The organism is Occallatibacter riparius (assembly GCF_025264625.1).
In the GTDB taxonomy this organism is placed as follows: domain Bacteria; phylum Acidobacteriota; class Terriglobia; order Terriglobales; family Acidobacteriaceae; genus Telmatobacter; species Telmatobacter riparius.
Genome location: NZ_CP093313.1, coordinates 1,317,971 through 1,338,355, shown reverse-complemented (window position 1 = coordinate 1,338,355; position 20,385 = coordinate 1,317,971). Strand labels below are relative to the sequence as shown.

The following is a 20,385-nucleotide window of genomic DNA, read 5'->3' as shown; positions in this document are numbered from 1 at the left end:
GAGCTGAATCTGCGCGTCTGCCGCAGCAGAGCCCTCCCCATAGCTTATCATCGGCTAAGGGTTTCACTTCCACCTCTGGAGTAGTGCGGCCGCTGGAACAATCGCGGCGTTGTTCAGCATGGATCTCAATCGTTATCGCTGGTTTGGCTGCGCTGCATTGGCCTTGTTGCTGGTGGGGTGCGATCCCGCGCAGAAGAAAGACACACCCGTTGCTCCGCAGGCCCTCGCGCCCGCAGTTGAACAGGCAGCGCCGCAGCCCCAGCAGCCCGCCGCGCCCTCAAAGCAAGCAATCCACCAGCAGCAGCTTCAGCAACTCATCGAACGGGTGAACAAGGCGTACGCCGCCGGCGATGCCGCCTACCGCCGCGGAGAGCTTACCCAGGCCAAGACGCAGTTCGACAAAGCCGTAGACATCATGCTCTCCAGCGGCCTCGACATCAACAGCGAGCCAGTTCTCAAAGAGCAGTTCGATCGCATCGTCGACCAGGTCAACGCGCTCGAGATGGAAGCCCTCAAGGTCGGCAATGGATTCGTCCCTAAAGTCGAAGAGACTCCCGGTGAAGTCGCAAGCGACGTCACCTTCGAGGCGAATCCCGACATCGAAGCCAAGGCTAAGGCTCAGCTCGCCACCACCAAGTCGGACCTTCCGCTGATGGTGAACGAGTATGTTGCTTCCTTCATCAACTTCTTCGCCAACTCGCAGCGCGGTCACAACACACTGCTGCACTCGTTCCAGCGCGCCGGCCGCTACCGGGCCATGATTCAGCGCGTAATGGCGGAAGAAGGCGTTCCGCAGGATCTCATCTACCTTGCCGTCGCCGAATCCGGCTTCCAGCCCCGCGCCATCAATCCGAAATCCCGCGCCGGTGGCATGTGGCAGTTCATGCCCTACGGCGATTACGGCCTCAAGCGCAACGCCTACGTCGATGAGCGGTTTGATCCCGAAAAGTCCACGCGCGCCTACGCCCGCTACATGAAGTTCCTCTATAGCCAGCTCGGCGACTGGTATCTGTCGATGGGCGCATACGACTGGGGCGCGGGAAACATCCAGCGCGCCGTGCAGAAGACCGGCTACGCCGACTTCTGGGAACTCTACAAGCGCCACAACCTGCCCGGCGAAACGCAGAACTACGTCCCCGAAATCCTCGCCGCCATCATCATCGCCAACAATCCCCACCAGTACGGCTTCGACGAAATCACCCTCGACCCGCCCGTGCTAACCGACACCGTCTCCATCAACTACTCGGTCGACCTCCGCCTCGTCTCCGACCTGGTGGGCGCGCCCATCGATGAGATCATGGCGCTCAATCCCAGCCTGCTGCGCATGGTCACGCCGCCCGACGGCCCCTTCGATCTGCATCTTCCCGCCGGCACCTCAGGGCTCTTTCAGGAGCGCATCGCAGTCATCCCTGAGCGCAAGCGCGACCAGTGGCGCTATCACCGCGTTACCGCAGATGACACCCTCGAGTCCATCGCGCACACTTATCACGTGTCCGTCTCCGACCTCGCCAATGCCAACGAGCTGACCGCAGGCGAAAGCCTCTCGGGTGTTGAAGCCGTTGTGGTGCCCACCGCTCCCGCCGCATCTCCCTCCGCTCATACCGTGATGTACACGGCCCGCCGCGGCGATTCGCTCGTCTCCATCGCTGACCGCTTCGGCGTCTCCCTCGATCAACTCCGGCGCTGGAACAAAATCGCTTCCGGCACAAAGGTGACGCCAGGCCAGCGCCTGCATGTAGCCGAGCCCGTCGCGGCGCGTAGCTCGCGCAGCCGTCATCGCACCACCATCACTGCGCAAGATCTGCACCCCCACGCGAAGTCATCGGGCAAGACTACGCACAAGAAATCGTCCTCATCGAAGAGCAGCGCACATGCAAAGGGCTCCTCGAAGAAGCAAAAATGACGTGGTGCCTCACTCAACACTTGTCTTTTGATGACCATTGCTGCAAGCTATTGCTACAATGGCTTCCGCATGCGGAGTGTAATGAACCGCATCGATGAATACAGCGCCGAGCCGCTGGAGGCAATGCGATGGATGATGTTTATAAGATGTACGCGATGAGCGCAGACGACGACAACACCGAGCCCGCCGAAGTGGACGGAGACCACGAGGACGAGAGCTTGGACGACGAGGATGAAGAAGTCGAAACCTCCAGCGTACTCACCTCTTCCGACGATGATGAGGGAGTGCCTGATGAGCCCCCGGCCATGACGCCGGCCGCAACACCCGCACCCACCGCGAAGAAATCCGCCGCCAAAAAAGCTGCGAAGAAAGCTCCAGCAAAGAAGGCCGCGAAAAAAGCTCCCGCAAAGAAGGCTGCCAAGAAAGCCCCCGCCAAGAAGGCGACGGCCAGCAAGGCGCCTGCGAAAAAAGCTGTGGCCAAGAAGGCCGCAAAGAAGTCCGCCGCAAAGAAGTCTGGCGCGAAGGGCGGAAAGGCTGCAAAGAAGACCGCAGCCAGGAGCGCCAAAAAAACCATGCAAAGAGGTAAACCTTTGGCAGTTAAGAAAGCAGCAAAGAAGGCGCCCGCCAAGAAGGCAGCAGCGAAGAAAGCTCCTGCAAAGAAGGCTCCGGCGAAGAAGGCAGCCGCCAAGAAGGCCACAGCTAAGAAGGCCGCAAAGAAGGCGCCTGCTAAGAAGAAGTAACAACACCAGGCAACAACCAGGCAAGCAAAAGAGCCCGCCCTCCCGGCGGGCTTTTTTGCGTCTGTACTCAGCCGCTCCCAACGCGCTAGGCCGTGATCTGCCCGAGATGATGCTTCTGGTGCCGCACATAGTCATCGATCACGAACGCGAGCGTCACCGGCTTGTCTCCACCAATCACGCACTGCGCCCCCAGCCGCTCCGTCGGAATGCGATCTACAATCGCCGCCAGCATCTCGTGCTCGGCCTGCCACCACCTGAGCAGCGTCTCCCAGCTCTGCTCCGCGTACCCTTGCAGCTCAACCCACGCATCCTGCGCATACCCCGGCCCGCTGTAGGCCCCATCCAGCGCCGCGCGTACAAACCTCTGCCGATTGTTCGCAGCCGAGTCCAGCAGATGCCCCACGATCTGCTTGCGCGTCCATCCATTCGGCCGCCACGGAACATCAGCCAGATCGGACCTCACCGCCAGCAGCGCTTCGCGCACCTCATCCATCCCCTTGCGAAACCGAATCGCAGTTTCGGTACTCATCATGATCAGTCCCCTATGCCATAGAACCACGTGAAAGGCCACGACTCTACAAACTCGCGCAAAACTGTGCAGAGCCACTGTTTTGAAGGGGCACGGCTTCAGCCGTGCCGAAAAGCCAATGAAAAGCACGGGGCTTCAGCCCCTGAGGGATGGTTTTGCGCACTGAGCAGGGGCTCATCTGCATTTAGTCGTGCACTAATGCCCCCCCATGAATTATCGGGCTTTAATCCCCCGAACGCGGCATTTGTCATCAGCCCCAAAAGCCAAGCGGCCCGCATTCGCGGGCCGCAGCCGGGCAGAAAGGCTCAACTTACTTCTTCAACTCGTTAATCGCCGCCAGCACCTCATCCGAATGCACTCGCGGATCAACCTTCGTCCACACCTTCACAATCTTTCCATTGGGATCGATCAGAAACGTGTTCCGCTGCGCAATCGTCATCTCGCCGAAGTGCCCCAGCGATCCGTACTCGTCTACGACTTTGTGTTCGGGATCGGCGAGCAGCCGGAAGGTCAGTCCCTCCTTCGTGCAGAACTGCTTGTGGCTGTCCGGTGTATCCACGCTGACTCCAACAATCGCCGCGTTCAGCGCGTCATACTTCGCCTGATCGCGCTGGAAGTTATGCGCCTCTACCGTGCACCCAGGCGTCATGTCCTTGGGATAGAAGTAGAGCACCACCCACTTCCCCTTGAAGCTGTCCAGCGATATCTGGGATCCATCCTGCGAGGGAAGCGTAAACGTGGGAGCAGCCTGCCCCACTGTGGGCATCGCCTGGTCGGCTGCATGCGCTGTTACAAATGTGCCCGCGAGCACGAGCGCCGCGGCACAGCTAAGCAATACGGATTTCTTCATGGGAGACCTCCGGGTGTGTTGCGCGAGATGTGCGATCAGGGCCGGGGAGAGCCGGGCCGGAGCTCCAATCACAATCGAGGGCTCCGTACCGCCTGCGAACATGCTATCGCTTCAGCGTGCCTCGCAGCCAATATTTTGGCGCCCACGCATCACCCCGGGTGGGGGTGCCCCGTCCTAGCTCTGCTAGGGCGGGATCGGCTCTACTCGCCCCGCGGAACCGCAACGATAGCGATCTTCTCTTCCGAAGCGCGTCGCAGCAGCGCCTCGCGATCAAACAGCAGCGTACGTCCCGCCTCGACGGAAAGGCATGTCGCTCCCGCCTTCAGCATCGCATCAATCGTCCGCATCCCAATCACCGGCACATCGAAGCGCATATCCTGCTTCGGCTTCGCCACCTTCACCACCGTCAGGTGCCGATGAAGTGTAGACGCCTCGCCCGGCTCGTCTTCTTCCAGAGACCGCATCAACATGCCCGCACGCTCAATCGCTGCGTCTGTCCCTTCCATTGCCTCGACAGCCACGCATGCCTGCGCCGCCACCACCACAGTCTGCCCGATGTCGAACCCCGCAACCGCGCGCGCCACACCCAGCCCATACTCGATGTTCTTGCGTTCCTCTTCATCGGGTCCGCGCTCAGTAAGCACACCCTCCTGCGCCAGCAGAGGCTCCAGAAACGAAGTCGAGCTGATCAGCTCGATCCCTTCATCGCCCAGCACCTTGGCCACCGCCCCCAGCAGCATGTCCGTATTGCGCGTGCGCAGATTCAAGAGCAGCTTCGCCAGCCGCCAGTCCGGCCGGATCGACGAGAAGATCTGCTTATGCTTCACCTGCCCCGCCATCACGGCCTGCGTCACGCCCTCTTTGTGGAAGGTATCGATCAGCTTCGACAGTTCGCCCAGCGAGAGCCAGTGCACCGTCACGCCCGCATCAGCCTGCGCGCGCTCATTGATCTCCAGATCCGTCTCTTCGCGAATGGCCGCAACGGCAACCTGCAGCCCCTGCGCGCGCGCCGCCTCCAGAATCAAAAACGGAAACCGCCCATTCCCCGCAATAAGGCCGAGTTTCACCGCAGGCCTCGGCTCATGAGTGTCAGTCGATCACGCATTAACTCAGAACCCATTCCCCGGATTGCTTGATCTCCCGATACATGGCATCCGGGGCAAGATCAATGTCGCCCGGCCATGAGACTGCTCCGAACTCAATATGGACCTGACGAAAGATCTCTGGATCCTTCAGCGCCTCGAAAACTCCGCTGAGGTGCCCCGGCTCAAAGCGCACAGTTCCCGCCGTGCCATCCAGAAAGCGGACAGCGATGGCCAACGGTGGCTTGGGCTCGACTGAAACCACTGACCAATACATCGTCTACTCCAACGGTGCGATCTGAAGAGGCGTCTGCCTGGCTCTGCAAAGCTCCCAGTCCGCTTGCAACTCGCCCCTGTGTAATTCTGCCCACTCGCGAACCAGCGAAAGAGCCCGCCGAGGCAAAGAGCCTTCCCGGACTGCCAGGTCTTCAATTACGATGACCGCCTCATTATCGCCGTAGATCGCGTGAAAATGTGGCGGAGCGTGGTCATTGAAGTACATCCGGATGAAAATACCAAAGAATACGCTGATCGTTGGCATCTCATCGCCTCTCGTTCTTCCTCAAGGATATCCCGATGCTCAACCGGACGTCTTACTTAATCACTCCGCGCTGGCTGCGCTCGATGAAATCCGCCACCACCTTCGCATCCTCGCCCTCGAGCTCGCGAATCTTCTCCACAGCCTGCGTCGTATTCAGGCGCGAAGCCAGCAGCAGCCGGAAAGCCTTCTGCAGCGTATTCAGCCGTTCCGGCGTGAACCCCCGCCGCGTCAGCCCAATCTTGTTTATGCCGAACGCCTTGTTCTCGCGCCGCGACGACGTCAGCGAGTACGGCAGCACATCCTGCGTCACAATCGTCCCGCCGCCGATAAACGCATACTGCCCCACCGTGCAGAACTGGTGCACCGGCGAGAACGCGCCCACGCTGGCGTAGTCCTCAATCGTCACATGCCCTGCCAGCGTTGCAGCGTTGGCCAGAATGCAGTGGCTCCCCACATGGCTGTCGTGGCCAATATGCACATACGCCATCAGCAGGTTGTTCGAGCCCACACGTGTAATGCCGCCGCCCTTGTTCGTCCCGCGGCTGATCGTCACGCATTCGCGGATCGTGTTGTCGTCGCCGATCTCCGTCAGCGTCGGCTCGCCTGCATACTTCAGATCCTGCGGAGCCACACCCACCGAAGCGAATGGATAAATCGTGTTCCGCGCGCCCAGCTTCGTGCGCCCGTCCACCACCACATGCGACACCAGGTTGCACTCTTCGCCCAGCACCACTTCTGCGCCAATCGTGCAATACGGGCCTACCGTGCACGACGCAGGCACCACCGCCCCCGCCGCCACTATCGCTCTGGGATGAACGCTCACTCTGTGCTCGTCACCGCTGCGGCCGCTGCTGCAACTCGATTGGGATCGCCATCGATCGGAGACTTCGCCGACGCCTTCGCCTCGGGCACCCGCTGCACAACCGCGCACATCAGCACCGCTTCGCAAGCCAGCTTGTCGCCCACATAAGCCCTACCCTCAATGCGCCCCGCCCTCGTTTTGAACGCGAGCACGTTGATCTCCATGCGCAACTGGTCGCCCGGCGTCACCTGCGCGCGAAACTTGGCGCGCTCAATGCCCGTGAACACTACCAGCTTCTCGTTGCGATCCGGCAGCTCGTGCATCATGATGATGCCGCCGGCCTGCGCCATCGCCTCAATCACCAGCACGCCCGGCATAATGGGGTGCCCAGGGAAGTGTCCTTGAAAGAAAGGCTCGTTGATCGTCACGTTCTTGATCGCCACGCAACGCTTGCGCGGCTCAAACTCAATGATGCGGTCGATCAATAGAAACGGGTAGCGGTGAGGAAGAAAGCCCAGGATCTCCTGGATGTCGATGGTCATTCGCTGGCTCCAAGAGCAATGCGCAATCCGCACCGCGCTCGAACAGGATTATAACGAACCCCGCTCCGCGCCTGCCCCTCGCAGATCGTGACACCGCAGCAACAACTCAACAACCAGCGATGCCATCGTCTCCTACTTCTTGATCCGCGCCGCCGTCGCGTTCACATTCCAGAAGTCCGCGCCCAGGTCCTGGTTATAGTCCACCTTGTCGATGTAGTACTGCCGCACGATCTCATCGTTCTTATAGCGCGTAATCCGCATCGGCGTAGGGATCCCATCGAACGTGTGGTAGTCGTCGTACTCTTCCGAGTCCGTGTTCTTGTCCTTGTACTCCGGATCGCGCCACTGAAAATCCCGCTTCACCGGCAGGTGCGTTTGCGTGTCAATCATGATCGTCAGCGCCTCGTTGTTCGCCGAGATCAGCGTCACCTGGTCCGTCAAATGCCGCGCCGCCAGCCTCTGCCCCTCATACACCAGAATCGTCTTCGGATCGTGCAGCCAAACCTTCATCGCTGTCTCAATCGAGTGGTCGCGCCGCCGCAGATAATCATCCAGCTGCTCCTGCGGAAGCGGCCGCTTGCCTCGATACGTCAGCTCCCACGCCTCGCGCCCCACATAGAACGTCACCACGTCGCGCTTCTTCGTTGCGTCAATGCGGTCGCGGTCGGGCCACGCGTGATACTCGAACACCTCGAGCGTCCCCGGATTCGGCACGCCGTGATAGAACCCCGCAATATGTCCATGCTGGTAGCGATTCTTCACATCCAGCCATGCCTGCCCGCCCATCGCCTGCAGCATCGCATCCAGCACCGTGCGCGCCTGCCGCGCATTCTTCGTGGCGCTGTCTTCCACGGACTTCGTCTGCGCATCCTGCGCATGCGGCACAACAGGCATCAACAGCAGCACGGCTCCCAGTGCGACCAACCCGAAACGGCGCATCCAGTCTTCTCCTCACTCCGAGGCAAATATAAGATCCGGCCCCCAGAACCCCAGGCCCTCAATCCCTTTGACGCAAATCCAACCCCAATGCCTAATTCAAATGGCTACTTGTCCCTTTGTCCCTCGTGTCCCTCGTCCTTGCTTTTCTAACCCCTAACCCCTAACCCCTGCTTTTCTACTCCCTACTCCCTGCCTTTGTTCTTGTCCCTGCTTTTCTGTTCCCTGTTCCCTGCCTCATCACCCCACCAGCACTGCTCCCCCATTCACATTCAGCACCTCGCCGGAGATAAACCCCGCCAACGGCGTGCACAGGAACAGCACCGGCCCCGCAATCTCCTGCGGGTCCCCCGGCCTGCCCACCGGAATCCCCGCCGCCACGCGCGGCCCCAGCTCCGGATCCTTCAGCGTTCCCTGCGACATCTCCGTCATCACCCAGCCCGGCGCTACGCAGTTCACCCGAATCCCCTTGGGCGCCAGCTCGCTCGACAAGCTCTTCGTCAGGCTGATCAGCGCGCCCTTGGTCACCGCATAGTCCGCGTGGAACGCCTCGCCCCTCTGGCCCGCCGTCGAGCTGATCAGCACGATATGCCCGGCGGCCCCATCCTTGGCAGACCGGCCCTCGCCACCCACCCGCGCCTGCGCCTCCATCTGCGCCACCGCCGCCTGCACCAGCCCAAACACCGAGTCCAGATTCACCCCCAGCGTCTGCCGCCACTGCGCCTCCGCCATCGTGGCAATCGGAGCATCGTGCGGAGGCCAGATCCCGTGATTCACCACCAGAATGTCCAGCCGCCCAAACGCCTCCACAGCCGACTCCACCAGAGCCCGTCCATCCGCCGGCGTCGCCAGGTCCTGCTCAATCGCCCGGCACCGGCCCTCGCCGCCGCACTCCACCGCCAGCGCCTCGGCCCGCTCCCGCGCCTGCCGATAGCTGAACGCCACCCGCGCCCCCGCCTGGGCAAACAGCCTTACGGTCTCCGCGCCAATCCCGCGCGACCCACCCGTGATCAGCGCTACCTTATCTTCCAAAACAAGAGCAACTCCCGCCATGCCCTCACGCTAAAGGCTTAACAGTGGGAAGTAAAGGCGGAGTCACACAACCGCTTCGCCCTTACCCTACGCTGTCATCCTGAACGAAGTGAAGGATCTGCGGTTGCCTTTCGTAACTTCCAACTCGGCGCTCCCTCGTCTCGCATTTTCAGACGACAGAATTTACCACGCCCACAAAGAGCCAAGCCAGTGATAGCAGCCCAGACGCTACGGCGACAGCCCATGACTTGCGGATCGTGGCGAAAGCGGCGTTTGTCAATGTCAGCGCGGCGAAAGCAAGAATCGTGGCGTACAGTCGTCGAGTGTAATCCGCGCCGATTAGCACACATCGGACATTGTGGTTCATGGAAAGGGCGAGAACAATGGTCGCGATGAGTGGGATGAGTGTGAGTGCATTGACCGCTGCACCCCGACGCCATGCAAGTAGTAAGAGAATGGCTGGAAAGGCCACGCCAACGGCGCAGAAAACAATCCACGAAATGAGCCAGACAGGCATCACTCTCCCCGGAATCTAGGCTGACGAATTGAAATCAGAATTAACTATACGACGGCGTCTCCGGAGCCCCATCCTTCGCGCAGCAGGTCGCACGAAGGGTGGGAAAGCACGACCTCTTCCATCCGAGCCCTCTGTTTTTGTTTCTGCCATCTCCCGGGAATCTGATTGTCTGACAAGAAACCCGCTCCCCCAGGAGGTGTCATCCCGACCACACCCCGAACGCAGCGAAGGGGAACTGGAGGGATCCGCCCTTATTTTTCGTTATTTCAGAATCGGCGGCAACACCGTCTTATAGCAATGACAGCAACGTAAACTCGAAGCTGCATGAATATGGGATTCCAAAGATTGTCGGCGAGAGAAAAGGAGATCGTGCTCAGGTGCATGAAGGCTGCGGCTGCACATATCCATGAGTCGGAGAAGCATGCTCGCCTGGGTTTGGAACCGCACGAACTCCAGGATCAAATCGCACGATGGCCGAACATTGACGACCACGCGGAAAATAGCATCGGTTTCCTTGCTATCAACAACTGCTTGAACGAGATCAGCCACGGACTCCGACTATCGGCCCAGGAATGGGACCGATGGTTCGACACGCCACTGGACGAGATCGAATCGACGTACGACAACTGGCTCAGGCTGAAGGGGACACGGGGCGGGATACGCTGAAGGGCGGTCAAGGGAGGTTTGTCGCCCTCCCGGAAGTACGCCGGGCGCACCACCCTCTTACGACACCGGCGATTCTGAGTCCACCAGCCCAGTCGGGAACCCATCGATGCTGGCCATGTTTTTCGCATGCCAGTATTCGCGGAGCCCAACATCGCCCTTGGCAGCAGCCCAGCGCGTTAGCGTATCCCGGTCCTCGACGTAATCGAACAACGGCACGCCGTAACCGCACGAGGTTTGCACGCTCTCCACGTCCAGCACGAACATTTGCCGGGTGCCAGGTCGCTCCTCATTGCCAAACTCCGTGCCCAGCAATTCCCCATACTCCGCGCTGCCACGCGCCAGCACCCGTCCGCGGCCATACAGTCGCAGAATGAGCGGTGCGCCCTCGAAGGCGCAGAACATCAGCGTCAGCCGTCCATCGGCCAGCAGATGCGCCGCAGTCTCGTTGCCGCTGCCCGTCATGTCGAGATAAACCACCTGATTCGGAGAGAGGACGCGCAGCGCAGCGGAGTCCTTAGGAGAGACATTTACCCGTCCGGTGCGCGCCGCTGACGCGGTGAAAAATATGCGCTGTCGCGAGATAAACTCGCGATGAGTTGGCTCCATGCTGGGGAAGTGTTTGGCCATGGGGGAAACTGAGCTGCTCTCAGCCTAAATTTACCACCCGCCCGATGAATGAATGATTGCCGCCAACTCATCTCTTTTGACGACTGTTCCCCCCATTTTCCGCTCGACTGGAACAACCATCTCGAAGCGCCTGTGGAAATCTGGCAACAACATACTTGGCGCACCATGGGGGGAGATCATGAAGATTGATGGAGCCGTGACAGGGCGGCACTATTTAGATTTGGCTGAGGGCGTATGCTCTCTCAATCTCTCCGATGGTGCGACCAACGAGCCCCCAGAGGCAGTAGAGTACCCAAATCACTTCTTGGTGCGCGAACGGGTGGGAACACGTGAACGGCCGAGGTTGGTCGAACATTATCCTGTAGGCCGCATTTCCTTGGTTTGTAATCTTCGCATTTCTGCACCCGGAAAGCCTCATCGAGGCGACCTTGCCGGGAATGACAAGCCATGTGTCCAGCGCGTTTTCGATGCCAGCGTCGTCTTCGTAGCAAATGCCGTTGATGAAGTTGAATTCCGCCTTAGTTAGCAGGAGTTGGTGCTTGTCCGCAATGTCCATGCGGTGCAAACCGTAAAGGGTTTCGCCATTTCCAGTGATGTAAGGCTGTACCACCTGCACAATGCAGTCGATGACCTCTTTGGGGGCTTTCTTTTTAAATCCGCCATTAACGGCACCTACAAGGGTCTGCCAGGTCGGGTAAATGGGAAATTTGGTGTGGTCGGTCATCTCACCAGTCGTCCGAAACTCGATCTCGTTGATGACGAAATCCAGAGCAGTGTGCAGATTGTGGACGGCATCGCCGAGAACCATTGCGAAGTCGTCAGGGAGCGAGGAAATGGCTTTAACTTTGAGCAAATCATCTCCTCCATCAGAATCGTGCTCAATGAAGACTTCGTGGTTTCTTCCTGCGACAAAAGCATCGATCATTCGATTGAGGTCATTGATGTGCTTTTCGGCCCGCTGGATCTTTAGCTTCGCTTCTTTGAAAATCTCAGGCATACAATACCCTCATGCAAACGCCTCCAAAGAATCCAGAGTTTGACCGCTTCACGGAAGCCTTGCGAAATCTTGTCAAGCCCCCGACCTGTGGAAAATGCACCTAACCCACACAATCTAATCACCACAAAATGTGGAAAAATAATTGCCGATTTCCGATCAAATCTGCCACACTAGATATAGAGAAGAAAAACGACGCCCGCCGGCTACCGGTGGGCGTTTTCTTTTGCCCTCAACAGGAGAACCAAAATGTCAGATCCAGTCACCGAAACCAAGGCCGTACCGCTCTACTCCTCCGCCTCCGCCGCGGCTGCGCCCGTGGAAGCCACGGAAACGTCGACCCAGCCCGCAGCCTCCAGCGCCACGCCCGTCATGTCCCTCAAAGACGCTGTTCACAACTGCCGTCGCGCGTACCAACAGACTCTTGCCGCGGACCTGGCCAAAGGAGTAGTCGCGTTCAAGGCTGAAGAACACGCTGCCCAAGCCTATCGCACGGCCATGCCGTTTCTCACTTCTGAGGGGAATATCCAGGCTTTCATCGCCTGCGCTGCGCATGCCGCGCTGATCAAAACCATCCGGGCTGAGGAGGCCGTCAAGCTGATGTCGATCGCCCGTGCCGCCCTGGTCGCCCTTCCGCGCCAGCAATCTCCCCGAGGCCGACCCGCTCGGAAAGCCCAAGACGGTTTACCAGAAAAATAACAGCTAAATTTCGTTTTGCGGACTGGTCGAGTCCAATTGTGCTTTTAACTAACTGAAAATAAGCCTCAATCCTAAACAGACAAACTCGCGATTTTCGCCCCTATCGCGAATAAATTACGAAGCTTAAGCGAAGACGCGAGTGAGCGCCAAATCCATAAAGTAACTCATTTGTAAACAGGCTGGACCGCCGAGCCCCGGCCGCGCTACTCGCCTTCGCCCTCTGCCGATTCCTCTTCGTCGTAGTCGCCTTCGACCGAGATCCGCAGCGAGCGCAGCCAGTCGCGGTCGGTCTGGCTGAACGGCGCGGCCTCCTCGCCTTCGCCCTCGGCATCCTCCGCATCCGACTCTTTCGACGAGACTTCGTTCAGCCCGATCGTGGCCTCCAGCATCAGCAGCACGTCGAATCCGTGCTTCCGGATGTCCTGCACCACGCCCGCAATCTGCTCGCTCTCAATGACGGATTCGTGAATGGCCTCGCCCAGCTGCTGAATCAGTTCGCGCAAACGAGAATTCAAAACCTACCTCCGGGCGGCCGCCGCGCTCTCACCTGCGCGAACGAATTTTGAGTGTTCAATCTACCTTACTTCCGGCAGCGAAGAACGGCAACCCGAGCGCCTGATCGCGGCTTACCTGCCTCGCTGCTAACATCATAGACGGGATGAAACCGCAGACCGTTGGCCGCTATCTCGGCGTTGGACTCCGCGTTGCGGGACGCATGGCCGGCCAGAGCCTCAATGCCGCCACGTCCTCCTCGGCTCCTTCGGCCCCGGTCGCTGGTGCCGGCGGACCCGCCACAACCAGCCCCTCCGTCAGCCAAACCGCGAAGAAAGCAGGAGTTGCAGCCGTCAGCGTCGGCCGAGGCATGGGCGGCTTCATCAAGCCCTTCCGCCGCGTCGGCGGCATCGTCTTCCTCGAAGTCACCGGAGCCTTCTTCTTCCTCTTCGTCATCCTCTTCGGCAACTGGGCCTGGAAGCTCCACGCCGACTATGCCCACGGCCCCGACCACTCCAAGTTCCTGGTCTTCGCCGCTCTCACGCTGGTCTTCCTCTACCTCTCCGTCAGTTCCTTCTGGCGCGCCAAGCGCCGCTAGGCTCACTCCGCCGGGTTCGTCAGCTTCACCGACCTCAGCGCCACGCCGCCCAGCACCAGCACCACCGCGCCCAGCGCAATCCATAACAGCGCCGGATGCCGCTCCGTGAAAGGACGCGCGTCCGGCCGCGCCTTGAAACCGGGATTCGCGCTCTCTCCGCCGAGCTTGGCCGTCGCCGCTCCCGGCTGTGCAGCAAACAGCCGCGCATAGTCGTACTGCGGCGCAGACAGAGCCGGATCGCCATAGTACAGGGTGTAAGCCGCGCCCGGCGCAGCATCGAAGCACAGGCTCCGCTCCAGCATCTCCAGCCGAACCGACCGCCAGTCCACCGGCGCATCGTCGCCGTTCTCCAACCTGACCTTCCAGTGAGCCCCGCCCTCCGGAGCCCATCCAGGAGCAACCGCCGTCAGATTCTCCACATCGATGCGGTGTCCGCCATCAGCACGATGGACCCGTTCCACATTCCCGCCCGAGAGCGGCACCTCGCGCCCGCTTTCCTCTCCGGCCGCAGGCTGCTTCTTCGGCTTCACACTGATCGCAAAATCCCGGCTGAAGTTAGCCGGATGCGCTCCCGGCACAAACACGATCCGGTCCACCGGCGTGTTATCCGGCACATCGAACTCGATCACCGATGCGTGTCCGTCCCGCGTCACCTTCGCAGACTCCGCAACCACTGCATACTTCGGATCCCCGCTCCGCGCCGGACCCACCGTCACTCCGCCAATCTCGCCCGGCTTGACCGGCCCATCGATCCGGAAGTGCAGAATCCGGAAATCCGATTGCGGCAGATGCAGCACGGTACTGCGCCCCAGCCGCTGCTTCGTCAGATCGAAGATGGTGAACGTGCCGAGCTTTGTCTCCAGCTTCCCCGGCCCTTGCGCCTGGCTGCCTGAAACCGCCACGCTCGCGATGAAGTCCTGCGCTTTGATCGAAAGTGAAACGTCGGAGTAGCTTCCTTCCGGCATCGCCGCGTCGAACACCGTTGCGCCGCCGCTGCTGCCCGCATTCAGCGCAGCCACATCCACAGCGGCAACCGTCGGCGAACTCGCCACCCGGAGTGCATACGGAACCTCGCTGGCTCCGTTGTAGAGCCGCAGATCCGCAAGCCCGGGAGCCGCATGCGCAAACACCGCCGGATCAATCGCAACGCATGCCTGCCCGTTAGCGCTCGTCGCCTCGACCGGCCTCGTATAGCGAAAGTAGTGAATATCGGCTGCCGGAACCGCCGCCGCGGCCAGCAGCAACCAGGCCGCGGTTCTCACGGGCTCTCGTTCCCCTTCTCGCGCAGGTGCAGCAGGTCGCGCTGATAGACGAAACTCACTCCTAGCAGCAGAGCGCCGAGGCCGATAAAGCTCAGGACTCTGAAGCCCTGCCTGAGTTCACCCATGTCGAAGATGAACACCTTCCCTATCGATACAGCCAGCAGAAAAAGCGCCTGCCACCGCAGGAACTGCGAACGCCGCCAGAAACCGACGCTCAACAGGGCCGCGCCAAACAGCATGAAGAACGCCGAATACGTAAACTGCGCATACATTCGGTAATCATGGAAATTCTCCATGTCTCCGCGCCAGCTCAGGTACCACCAGAAGCTGTGAATCTCCCACCCGGCCGCGATCAGGATCAGCGCGTTAATGATCAACACCGATGCGCCGGCGATCCCCTGCCAGCTCAGTCCCGCATCGGTCTGCGATTCATCGCGCGCATGCGACGCCACCCACGCCACCACGGCGAACGCTGCGATGCCCACGATATAAGTACCAAACCGCTGGTTGAAGACAGGCGTAAGCGACGCCGAAGGATTCACTACCAGCAGCGCCATCACACCCAGGCATAAACAGATCAGAGCCAGCACGCGCAGCAGCATCGACCGCAACCGGCTTGCCAGCGCCATCAGAACCGCGCCCTCCACCAGCCAGCCGATGGTGAGCCAGCGCCCCTGCGTCTTGAGCGGAATGGCGATCGTGATGAACACCACCGCGGCGGCAAGATGCAGCCCTGAAAGCAGCGGGCCTCCCGCTCGCATCACGCCTATCGCGGGCAACCGCAGCATACCTAGATAGAACGCCGCGAAACCAACCGCCAGCCACGGCCCAGCCCATTGGGTAGCAAACGGGTCAAGCAGGAAGTAGAAAGCAATGAAGCCCAGCGCGGCATTGATAAGAGGCAGCGCTGTCACCGCAAGCTGATCCCATGCGGACTCCGCGCCATCACGCAGCCGCACCAGCCGCGGCGCGAACGCAAAGATCAGGAAGAAGCATGCAAAGAAAATCGCCGTCCGTCCCGCCTGCGCCTGCGAATAGTACTCAATCGACCAGCCCAGTACCAGCAGGCACGTGCCCGTGTATGTGGCGAACAGCAGCCTTGACCACGGCCGCAGCGCCACCAGCACCAGCACGGCCACATCCAGAATCAGCAGATACGTGAACAGCGCAACCTCGTGGTTCTCGCCCGTCGAAACCAGCAGAGGTGTGCTCAGTCCGCCGGCGATGGCGTACAGCGCCAGCAACTCCGCATCCTGTATCCACGACATGAACCCGTTGAATCCAGTGACCGCGATCATAGCCACAAACGCGACCGGCCCGGAGATCAACGCATAGACCGAGAACGCCGCCCAGACCGAGAGATAGAGCGTGCCGCTTCCAATCGCCTTCAGCGAATAAGAGAAGATGCTGAAGCCGCGCTTGTGGAAGCGCTCCGACCACGCAATGAGAGCAGCCCCGCCCAAAAGCCCGATTAGCACCCGCCCCAGCGGCCCAATCCAGTGATTATCGAACGCAAGCTTCAGAAACCATGCCACGCCGATAAGCATGGCCAGTATGCCCACGCGGTTGAACCACTGCGATCCGATCCGCGTTTCGAGCGATTGCGTATCTTTCGCTGGAGCCGACTCGGTGCGCGTCCAACTCGGCAAAGCAGTCACCCAGGGGGCGGTCTGAGCGGCCGGCTCAACGCTTGTCGGTGCGGCAAAAGGTGCAGCCGCAGGCGCGACGGGCGGCGCAGGAGCTGTCTGCTCAGCAGGCGGCGCGGCGGCCTGTACCGGGGCCGCAGGCGATTCCAGAATTCCCTGAGCCTGCAGCGCCAGCTCCATCTGCCACACGCGCGCAGTCAGATCGCGAACCTGCTGTTCAAGTGCACTGGATTCCTCGGAATTCATGTGTCCTACACTCTACATCAACGCCGGCGGCCCGGCTGAAGCATAGATCACACGGCGACCGGCTAAATCAACGGCTTGTCCGGACGCCGCAACAGCCGCCAGATGCCGAGTGCAATCGCTGCCAGGCCCAGTGCATACGCAAACCACGCCTTCTCGCCGGTGTGGATCGTCCAGCCCTTGTAGAGCGCGAACACGCCCATCCCGAAAAGCAGAATCCCGCGAACCGCATTCATGGCAACTGCCTTCCTCGCCTCTCAGTAGATGGTAAGCGCGCCCCGCGGGTTTGACCTCGTCGGTCCCGGGTCCCTATCGTTGTGAAGGAACCGCGCGGGCCCCGCTCCTGCGCGCCACGAAAGGGAACTTATGAGCACCTCTGTCGCGCCTACGCTGAAGAAGACCGCCCTCAACGCCACCCACCGCGCTCTCAAAGCCAAGATGGTGGACTTCGGCGGCTGGGACATGCCGGTGGAGTATCCCGGCAATGGCGGCGGCCTTATCGCCGAACACATGGCGGTGCGCACCGGTGTGGGCCTCTTCGACGTCAGCCACATGGGCGAGATCCAGTTCCGCGGCCCCAACGCCATGGACACCGTGCAGTACCTCACCATGAACGATGTCACGAAGCTCAAGGACGGCCAGGCGCACTACTCCGCGCTGCTCACTCCGCAGGGTACCTTCGTCGATGACATCCTCGTACATCGCCTCGGCCAGAACGACTGGCTGCTCGTCGTCAATGCCGGCACCAAAGACAAGGACTACGCGTGGATCCGCCAGCAGGTGGGCTCGCGTCCGGGCGCGCACGTCAGCGACTACTCGCCGCACTACTCGCAGATCGCCGTCCAGGGACCGCGCGCCGTTGAAACCCTGCAGAAGCTCACCAAGGTCGATCTAGCAGCCATCAAGAACTATTGGTTCACTTGGGGCACAGTTGCAGGCATACCGAATGTGCTCATTGCGCGCACCGGCTACTCCGGCGAAGACGGCTTCGAGGTCTACACTCCCAGCGACGAAGCCACCACCGTGAAGATGTGGGACGCGCTCATGGATGCGGGCTCGGAGTTCGCCATCCGCCCCTGCGGCCTCGGCGCGCGCAACACGCTGCGCCTCGAAGCAGGCATGAGCCTCTACGGCCATGAAATCGGCGAGGAGATCAACGCGCTCGAACCCGGCCTCGACCGCTTCCTCAAGATCGACAAGGGCGATTTCATCGGCCGCGACGCTCTGCTGGCCGTGCGCGATTCGGGCGGCCCGAAGCGCAAGGTAATCGGCCTCGAGATGGTCGACCGCGGCATCGGTCGTGACGGCTATCCGGTCCTCGACCTTGAAGGCAAAGAGATTGGCGTAGTCACATCTGGCTCGCCCGCGCCATTCCTCAAGACCAACATCGCCATGGCGCTCGTTCCGGCAGAAGTCGCCGCCAGCGGCAGCGATGTCCTGGTCCAAGTACGCGCCAATCAGGTCCGCGCCAAGCAGGTGCCCATCCCGTTCTACAAGCGCGCGAAGAAGTAGATCGAAGCCGTACCCCATAACGGCCGTTATCCTGAGCGGAGTTCGGCGCGCTTTTGCGCCCAACGCAGTCGAAGGACCTGCATTTGTACTCAGCGTCACATTGCATCGCTCGCAACGCAGAGTAGCATCCGCCCCATGCATGAGCTGTACTACTATGCGTATAAAGCCGCAGCCTCACGCTTTACATCGGCATGACGCGCGATCTCGAGAAGCGCGTCTTCGAGCACAAATGTAAGCTGCGCGAGGGGTTCTCATCCGAGTACAACTGCAATCGGCTTGTTTGGTTCGAACGCTTTTCGAGTCCCCAGATGGCCATCGCTCGTGAAAAGCAACTTAAAGGCTGGACCCGCCCGAAGAAGATCGCGCTGATCACGAGGATGAATCCTACTTGGATCGACCTGAGTAAGAAGTGGTATGTGCCAGAGGTGCTGGAAATGGCGATGCGCCAACAGGCATATTGAACTGATCTCAGCGTCTCAATAAGGCCGCCATCCTGAACGAAGCGGGTCGCGCACTTTGCGACCCGCGCAGTCGAAAAACCTGCATCTCTATTGCTCTGAGTAATGACAAGGAAGCAGGCACAGGCTCACACCTGCATCACTTCCGCTTCCTTCCGCTTGCACATCTCTTCCATCTTGCGGATCTCTTCATCGGTCATCTTCTGCACGTCTTCCATGGCGCGCTTTTCTTCGTCTTCGCTGATCTTCTTGTCCTTGGCCAGCTTCTTCAGCGCGTCGTTTCCGTCGCGGCGCACGTTGCGCACCGCCGTGCGATGCTCTTCAAGCACTTTGTTCAGGTGCTTCACCACGTCGCGACGCCGCTCCTCGGTCATAGGCGGCACAGGGATACGGATAATCTTCCCATCGGTCTGCGGATTGAATCCCAGATCCGAAGCCTGAATCGCCTTCTCGATCTCCTTCACAATCGACGGATCGTAAGGCTGAATCAGAATCAGTTGCGCTTCCGGAGTCGACACCTGCGCCATCTGGCTCACCGGCGTCGGTGTGCCGTAGTAGTCCACCTTGATTGCATCCAGCATGTGCGCGCTGGCGCGCCCCGTGCGCGTTGACCCTAATTGCGACTGAAACGTGGCCACGGCCTGGTCCATGCGCCGTTTCAAATCGCCGTACAAATCCTTGAGTGCCGGAATCCCGGCCATTGCAGAGACTGCCATAGGTAGTTCCTCGCTTCAATGAGCGTTTTGCCAGAGGCTATTTTACAACTCGGGAGCGGGAGCGCCCGGTGGCGATTATGCCAGTACCGTCAATCCCGTCGACGCGGCTTGCTCATGTGCGTGATAGCTCGACCGCACCAGCGGCCCGCTCTCCACGTGCCGGAATCCCATCTTCAGCGCCTCGGCCTTCAACTCGGCAAACTCCCGAGGCGTATAGAGCCGCGTCATCGGCAGGTGATCGCGCGATGGCCGCAGGTACTGCCCCATCGTAAGGATGTCGCAGCCTACGTTGGCCAGATCCTGGAAGACCTCGAGCAGCTCATGCGTCTCCTCGCCCAGCCCGACCATGATGCCGGACTTCGTCACGCCCGCGGGGTTTAGTTCCTTCGCATAGCGCAGCAGCTCCAGTGTGCGCTCATACCTGGCACCCGAGCGCACCACACGATAGAGCCGCGGCACCGACTCAATATTGTGGTTTAGGATCTCCGGACGCGCATCGACAACAATCTGAATCGCCTCGCGGTTTCCCTGAAAGTCCGGTATCAGCACTTCCACCTTGCAACCAGGAGCCTGCTGGCGAATCTCGTGGATCACCATTGCAAACACCCGTGCGCCGCCCACCAGGTCGTCGTCGCGATTCACGCTGGTGATCACCGCGAACTCGAGCCCTAGCGCTGCCACGGCCTCCGCCACGCGGCGTGGCTCATCGAAGTCGATGGGCTCGGGCCGGCCTTTGGGAACGGCGCAGAATCCGCACCGTCGCGTGCACAGGTTGCCGAGCATCATAAAGGTGGCGGTCTTGTGATGCCAGCACTCCCCTATATTGGGGCAGTGCGCGCTCTCGCACACGGTATGCAGGTTAAGCGAGCGTGCCAGCCGCTTCAGCGAGTGGTAATTCTCGCCCATTGGCGCACGGGCCTTCAGCCACTCGGGCTTTGGAGCGGGAGCTGTGCGCGCCGGCGCAATCTGAACCAGGTCCATCACTCTTTGATTGTATC

Annotated in this window: 25 protein-coding genes; 7 read left to right on the top strand and 18 right to left on the bottom strand. The window is 60.4% G+C overall.

All coding sequences use genetic code 11. The features are described from left to right. Positions 1 to 118 precede the first annotated feature (118 nt). Together MOP44_RS05295 and MOP44_RS05290 are read left to right on the top strand one after the other, a co-directional pair. On the top strand, positions 119 to 1,903 hold the full coding sequence (locus MOP44_RS05295) for a lytic transglycosylase domain-containing protein (RefSeq protein ID WP_260794867.1): 1,785 nt from the start codon (positions 119 to 121) through the stop codon (positions 1,901 to 1,903). 128 nt (positions 1,904 to 2,031) lie between these two features. Then, positions 2,032 to 2,643: a hypothetical protein gene (locus MOP44_RS05290; RefSeq protein ID WP_260794866.1), complete on the top strand. Its 612-nt coding sequence runs from the start codon at positions 2,032 to 2,034 to the stop codon at positions 2,641 to 2,643. A gap of 85 nt (positions 2,644 to 2,728) precedes the next feature. Here MOP44_RS05290 and MOP44_RS05285 read toward each other — a convergent pair whose 3' ends face one another. The 10 genes from MOP44_RS05285 to MOP44_RS05240 all read right to left on the bottom strand — a co-directional run bounded on the left by MOP44_RS05285 (position 2,729) and on the right by MOP44_RS05240 (position 9,474). After that, on the bottom strand, positions 2,729 to 3,175 hold the full coding sequence (locus tag MOP44_RS05285; RefSeq protein ID WP_260794865.1) for a DinB family protein: 447 nt from the start codon (positions 3,173 to 3,175) through the stop codon (positions 2,729 to 2,731). A 307-nt stretch (positions 3,176 to 3,482) separates the two neighbouring features. Then, a complete protein-coding gene (locus MOP44_RS05280) occupies positions 3,483 to 4,022 on the bottom strand; it encodes a peroxiredoxin (protein ID WP_260794864.1) in 540 nt (179 codons plus the stop codon). Between the two features lie 200 nt (positions 4,023 to 4,222). Then, the gene (locus MOP44_RS05275) at positions 4,223 to 5,089 is read right to left on the bottom strand and encodes an LpxI family protein (RefSeq protein ID WP_260794863.1); all 867 of its coding nucleotides are present in this window, start codon (positions 5,087 to 5,089) and stop codon (positions 4,223 to 4,225) included. 37 nt (positions 5,090 to 5,126) lie between these two features. Then, positions 5,127 to 5,381 (bottom strand): DUF2442 domain-containing protein, encoded by a 255-nt coding sequence (locus MOP44_RS05270; RefSeq protein ID WP_260794862.1) that lies wholly within the window; start codon positions 5,379 to 5,381, stop codon positions 5,127 to 5,129. A 3-nt stretch (positions 5,382 to 5,384) separates the two neighbouring features. Next, the gene (locus MOP44_RS05265) at positions 5,385 to 5,645 is read right to left on the bottom strand and encodes a DUF4160 domain-containing protein (protein ID WP_260794861.1); all 261 of its coding nucleotides are present in this window, start codon (positions 5,643 to 5,645) and stop codon (positions 5,385 to 5,387) included. A gap of 52 nt (positions 5,646 to 5,697) precedes the next feature. After that, the gene (gene lpxA, locus MOP44_RS05260) at positions 5,698 to 6,468 is read right to left on the bottom strand and encodes an acyl-ACP--UDP-N-acetylglucosamine O-acyltransferase (RefSeq protein ID WP_260794860.1); all 771 of its coding nucleotides are present in this window, start codon (positions 6,466 to 6,468) and stop codon (positions 5,698 to 5,700) included. Then, positions 6,465 to 6,989, bottom strand: coding sequence for a 3-hydroxyacyl-ACP dehydratase FabZ (gene fabZ, locus MOP44_RS05255; protein ID WP_260794859.1), 525 nt, complete (start codon positions 6,987 to 6,989; stop codon positions 6,465 to 6,467). Before fabZ ends, lpxA begins: the two co-directional genes overlap by 4 nt. Positions 6,990 to 7,121: 132 nt before the next feature. Next, complete coding sequence (locus MOP44_RS05250; RefSeq protein ID WP_260794858.1) at positions 7,122 to 7,928, bottom strand: hypothetical protein; 807 nt, start codon at positions 7,926 to 7,928, stop codon at positions 7,122 to 7,124. 237 nt (positions 7,929 to 8,165) lie between these two features. After that, positions 8,166 to 8,978, bottom strand: coding sequence for an SDR family NAD(P)-dependent oxidoreductase (locus MOP44_RS05245; protein ID WP_260794857.1), 813 nt, complete (start codon positions 8,976 to 8,978; stop codon positions 8,166 to 8,168). 148 nt (positions 8,979 to 9,126) lie between these two features. Next, entirely contained in the window at positions 9,127 to 9,474 is a 348-nt protein-coding gene (locus tag MOP44_RS05240) for a hypothetical protein (protein ID WP_260794856.1), read from the bottom strand. A gap of 381 nt (positions 9,475 to 9,855) precedes the next feature. On the opposite strand from MOP44_RS05240, the gene MOP44_RS05235 reads away from it, so the two are divergent. Further along, positions 9,856 to 10,140, top strand: coding sequence for a hypothetical protein (locus MOP44_RS05235; RefSeq protein WP_260794855.1), 285 nt, complete (start codon positions 9,856 to 9,858; stop codon positions 10,138 to 10,140). A 57-nt stretch (positions 10,141 to 10,197) separates the two neighbouring features. Here MOP44_RS05235 and MOP44_RS05230 read toward each other — a convergent pair whose 3' ends face one another. Continuing rightward, a complete protein-coding gene (locus MOP44_RS05230) occupies positions 10,198 to 10,767 on the bottom strand; it encodes a pyridoxamine 5'-phosphate oxidase family protein (RefSeq protein ID WP_260794854.1) in 570 nt (189 codons plus the stop codon). A gap of 214 nt (positions 10,768 to 10,981) precedes the next feature. Beyond that, on the bottom strand, positions 10,982 to 11,764 hold the full coding sequence (locus MOP44_RS05225) for a hypothetical protein (protein ID WP_260794853.1): 783 nt from the start codon (positions 11,762 to 11,764) through the stop codon (positions 10,982 to 10,984). Positions 11,765 to 12,010: 246 nt separating this feature from the next. Between MOP44_RS05225 and MOP44_RS05220 the strand changes: the two genes are divergently transcribed. After that, positions 12,011 to 12,460, top strand: a complete 450-nt coding sequence (locus MOP44_RS05220; protein WP_260794852.1) for a hypothetical protein — start codon at positions 12,011 to 12,013, stop codon at positions 12,458 to 12,460. Positions 12,461 to 12,663: 203 nt separating this feature from the next. Here MOP44_RS05220 and MOP44_RS05215 read toward each other — a convergent pair whose 3' ends face one another. Then, complete coding sequence (locus tag MOP44_RS05215) at positions 12,664 to 12,975, bottom strand: hypothetical protein (protein ID WP_260794851.1); 312 nt, start codon at positions 12,973 to 12,975, stop codon at positions 12,664 to 12,666. A gap of 143 nt (positions 12,976 to 13,118) precedes the next feature. On the opposite strand from MOP44_RS05215, the gene MOP44_RS05210 reads away from it, so the two are divergent. Then, the gene (locus MOP44_RS05210; RefSeq protein WP_260794850.1) at positions 13,119 to 13,550 is read left to right on the top strand and encodes a hypothetical protein; all 432 of its coding nucleotides are present in this window, start codon (positions 13,119 to 13,121) and stop codon (positions 13,548 to 13,550) included. A 2-nt stretch (positions 13,551 to 13,552) separates the two neighbouring features. On the opposite strand, the gene MOP44_RS05205 is transcribed toward MOP44_RS05210, so the two are convergent. The 3 genes from MOP44_RS05205 to MOP44_RS05195 all read right to left on the bottom strand — a co-directional run bounded on the left by MOP44_RS05205 (position 13,553) and on the right by MOP44_RS05195 (position 16,937). Then, complete coding sequence (locus tag MOP44_RS05205) at positions 13,553 to 14,812, bottom strand: DUF3999 domain-containing protein (RefSeq protein WP_260794849.1); 1,260 nt, start codon at positions 14,810 to 14,812, stop codon at positions 13,553 to 13,555. Beyond that, the gene (locus MOP44_RS05200) at positions 14,809 to 16,704 is read right to left on the bottom strand and encodes a DUF2339 domain-containing protein (protein WP_260794848.1); all 1,896 of its coding nucleotides are present in this window, start codon (positions 16,702 to 16,704) and stop codon (positions 14,809 to 14,811) included. Before MOP44_RS05200 ends, MOP44_RS05205 begins: the two co-directional genes overlap by 4 nt. Before the next feature lie 62 nt (positions 16,705 to 16,766). After that, positions 16,767 to 16,937: a hypothetical protein gene (locus MOP44_RS05195; protein ID WP_260794847.1), complete on the bottom strand. Its 171-nt coding sequence runs from the start codon at positions 16,935 to 16,937 to the stop codon at positions 16,767 to 16,769. A 130-nt stretch (positions 16,938 to 17,067) separates the two neighbouring features. Here MOP44_RS05195 and gcvT point away from each other — a divergent pair, with 130 nt between their 5' ends. Together gcvT and MOP44_RS05185 are read left to right on the top strand one after the other, a co-directional pair. Continuing rightward, positions 17,068 to 18,213 carry a glycine cleavage system aminomethyltransferase GcvT gene (gene gcvT / locus MOP44_RS05190; protein WP_260794846.1) on the top strand — a complete coding sequence of 382 codons (1,146 nt, stop codon included), beginning with the start codon at positions 17,068 to 17,070 and terminating at the stop codon, positions 18,211 to 18,213. Positions 18,214 to 18,404: 191 nt separating this feature from the next. Continuing rightward, positions 18,405 to 18,674 (top strand): GIY-YIG nuclease family protein, encoded by a 270-nt coding sequence (locus MOP44_RS05185; RefSeq protein ID WP_260794845.1) that lies wholly within the window; start codon positions 18,405 to 18,407, stop codon positions 18,672 to 18,674. Between the two features lie 125 nt (positions 18,675 to 18,799). Here MOP44_RS05185 and frr read toward each other — a convergent pair whose 3' ends face one another. Together frr and lipA are read right to left on the bottom strand one after the other, a co-directional pair. Continuing rightward, positions 18,800 to 19,387 carry a ribosome recycling factor gene (gene frr / locus MOP44_RS05180; RefSeq protein WP_260794844.1) on the bottom strand — a complete coding sequence of 196 codons (588 nt, stop codon included), beginning with the start codon at positions 19,385 to 19,387 and terminating at the stop codon, positions 18,800 to 18,802. 75 nt (positions 19,388 to 19,462) lie between these two features. Next, positions 19,463 to 20,368, bottom strand: coding sequence for a lipoyl synthase (gene lipA, locus MOP44_RS05175; RefSeq protein ID WP_260796615.1), 906 nt, complete (start codon positions 20,366 to 20,368; stop codon positions 19,463 to 19,465). Positions 20,369 to 20,385 lie beyond the last annotated feature (17 nt).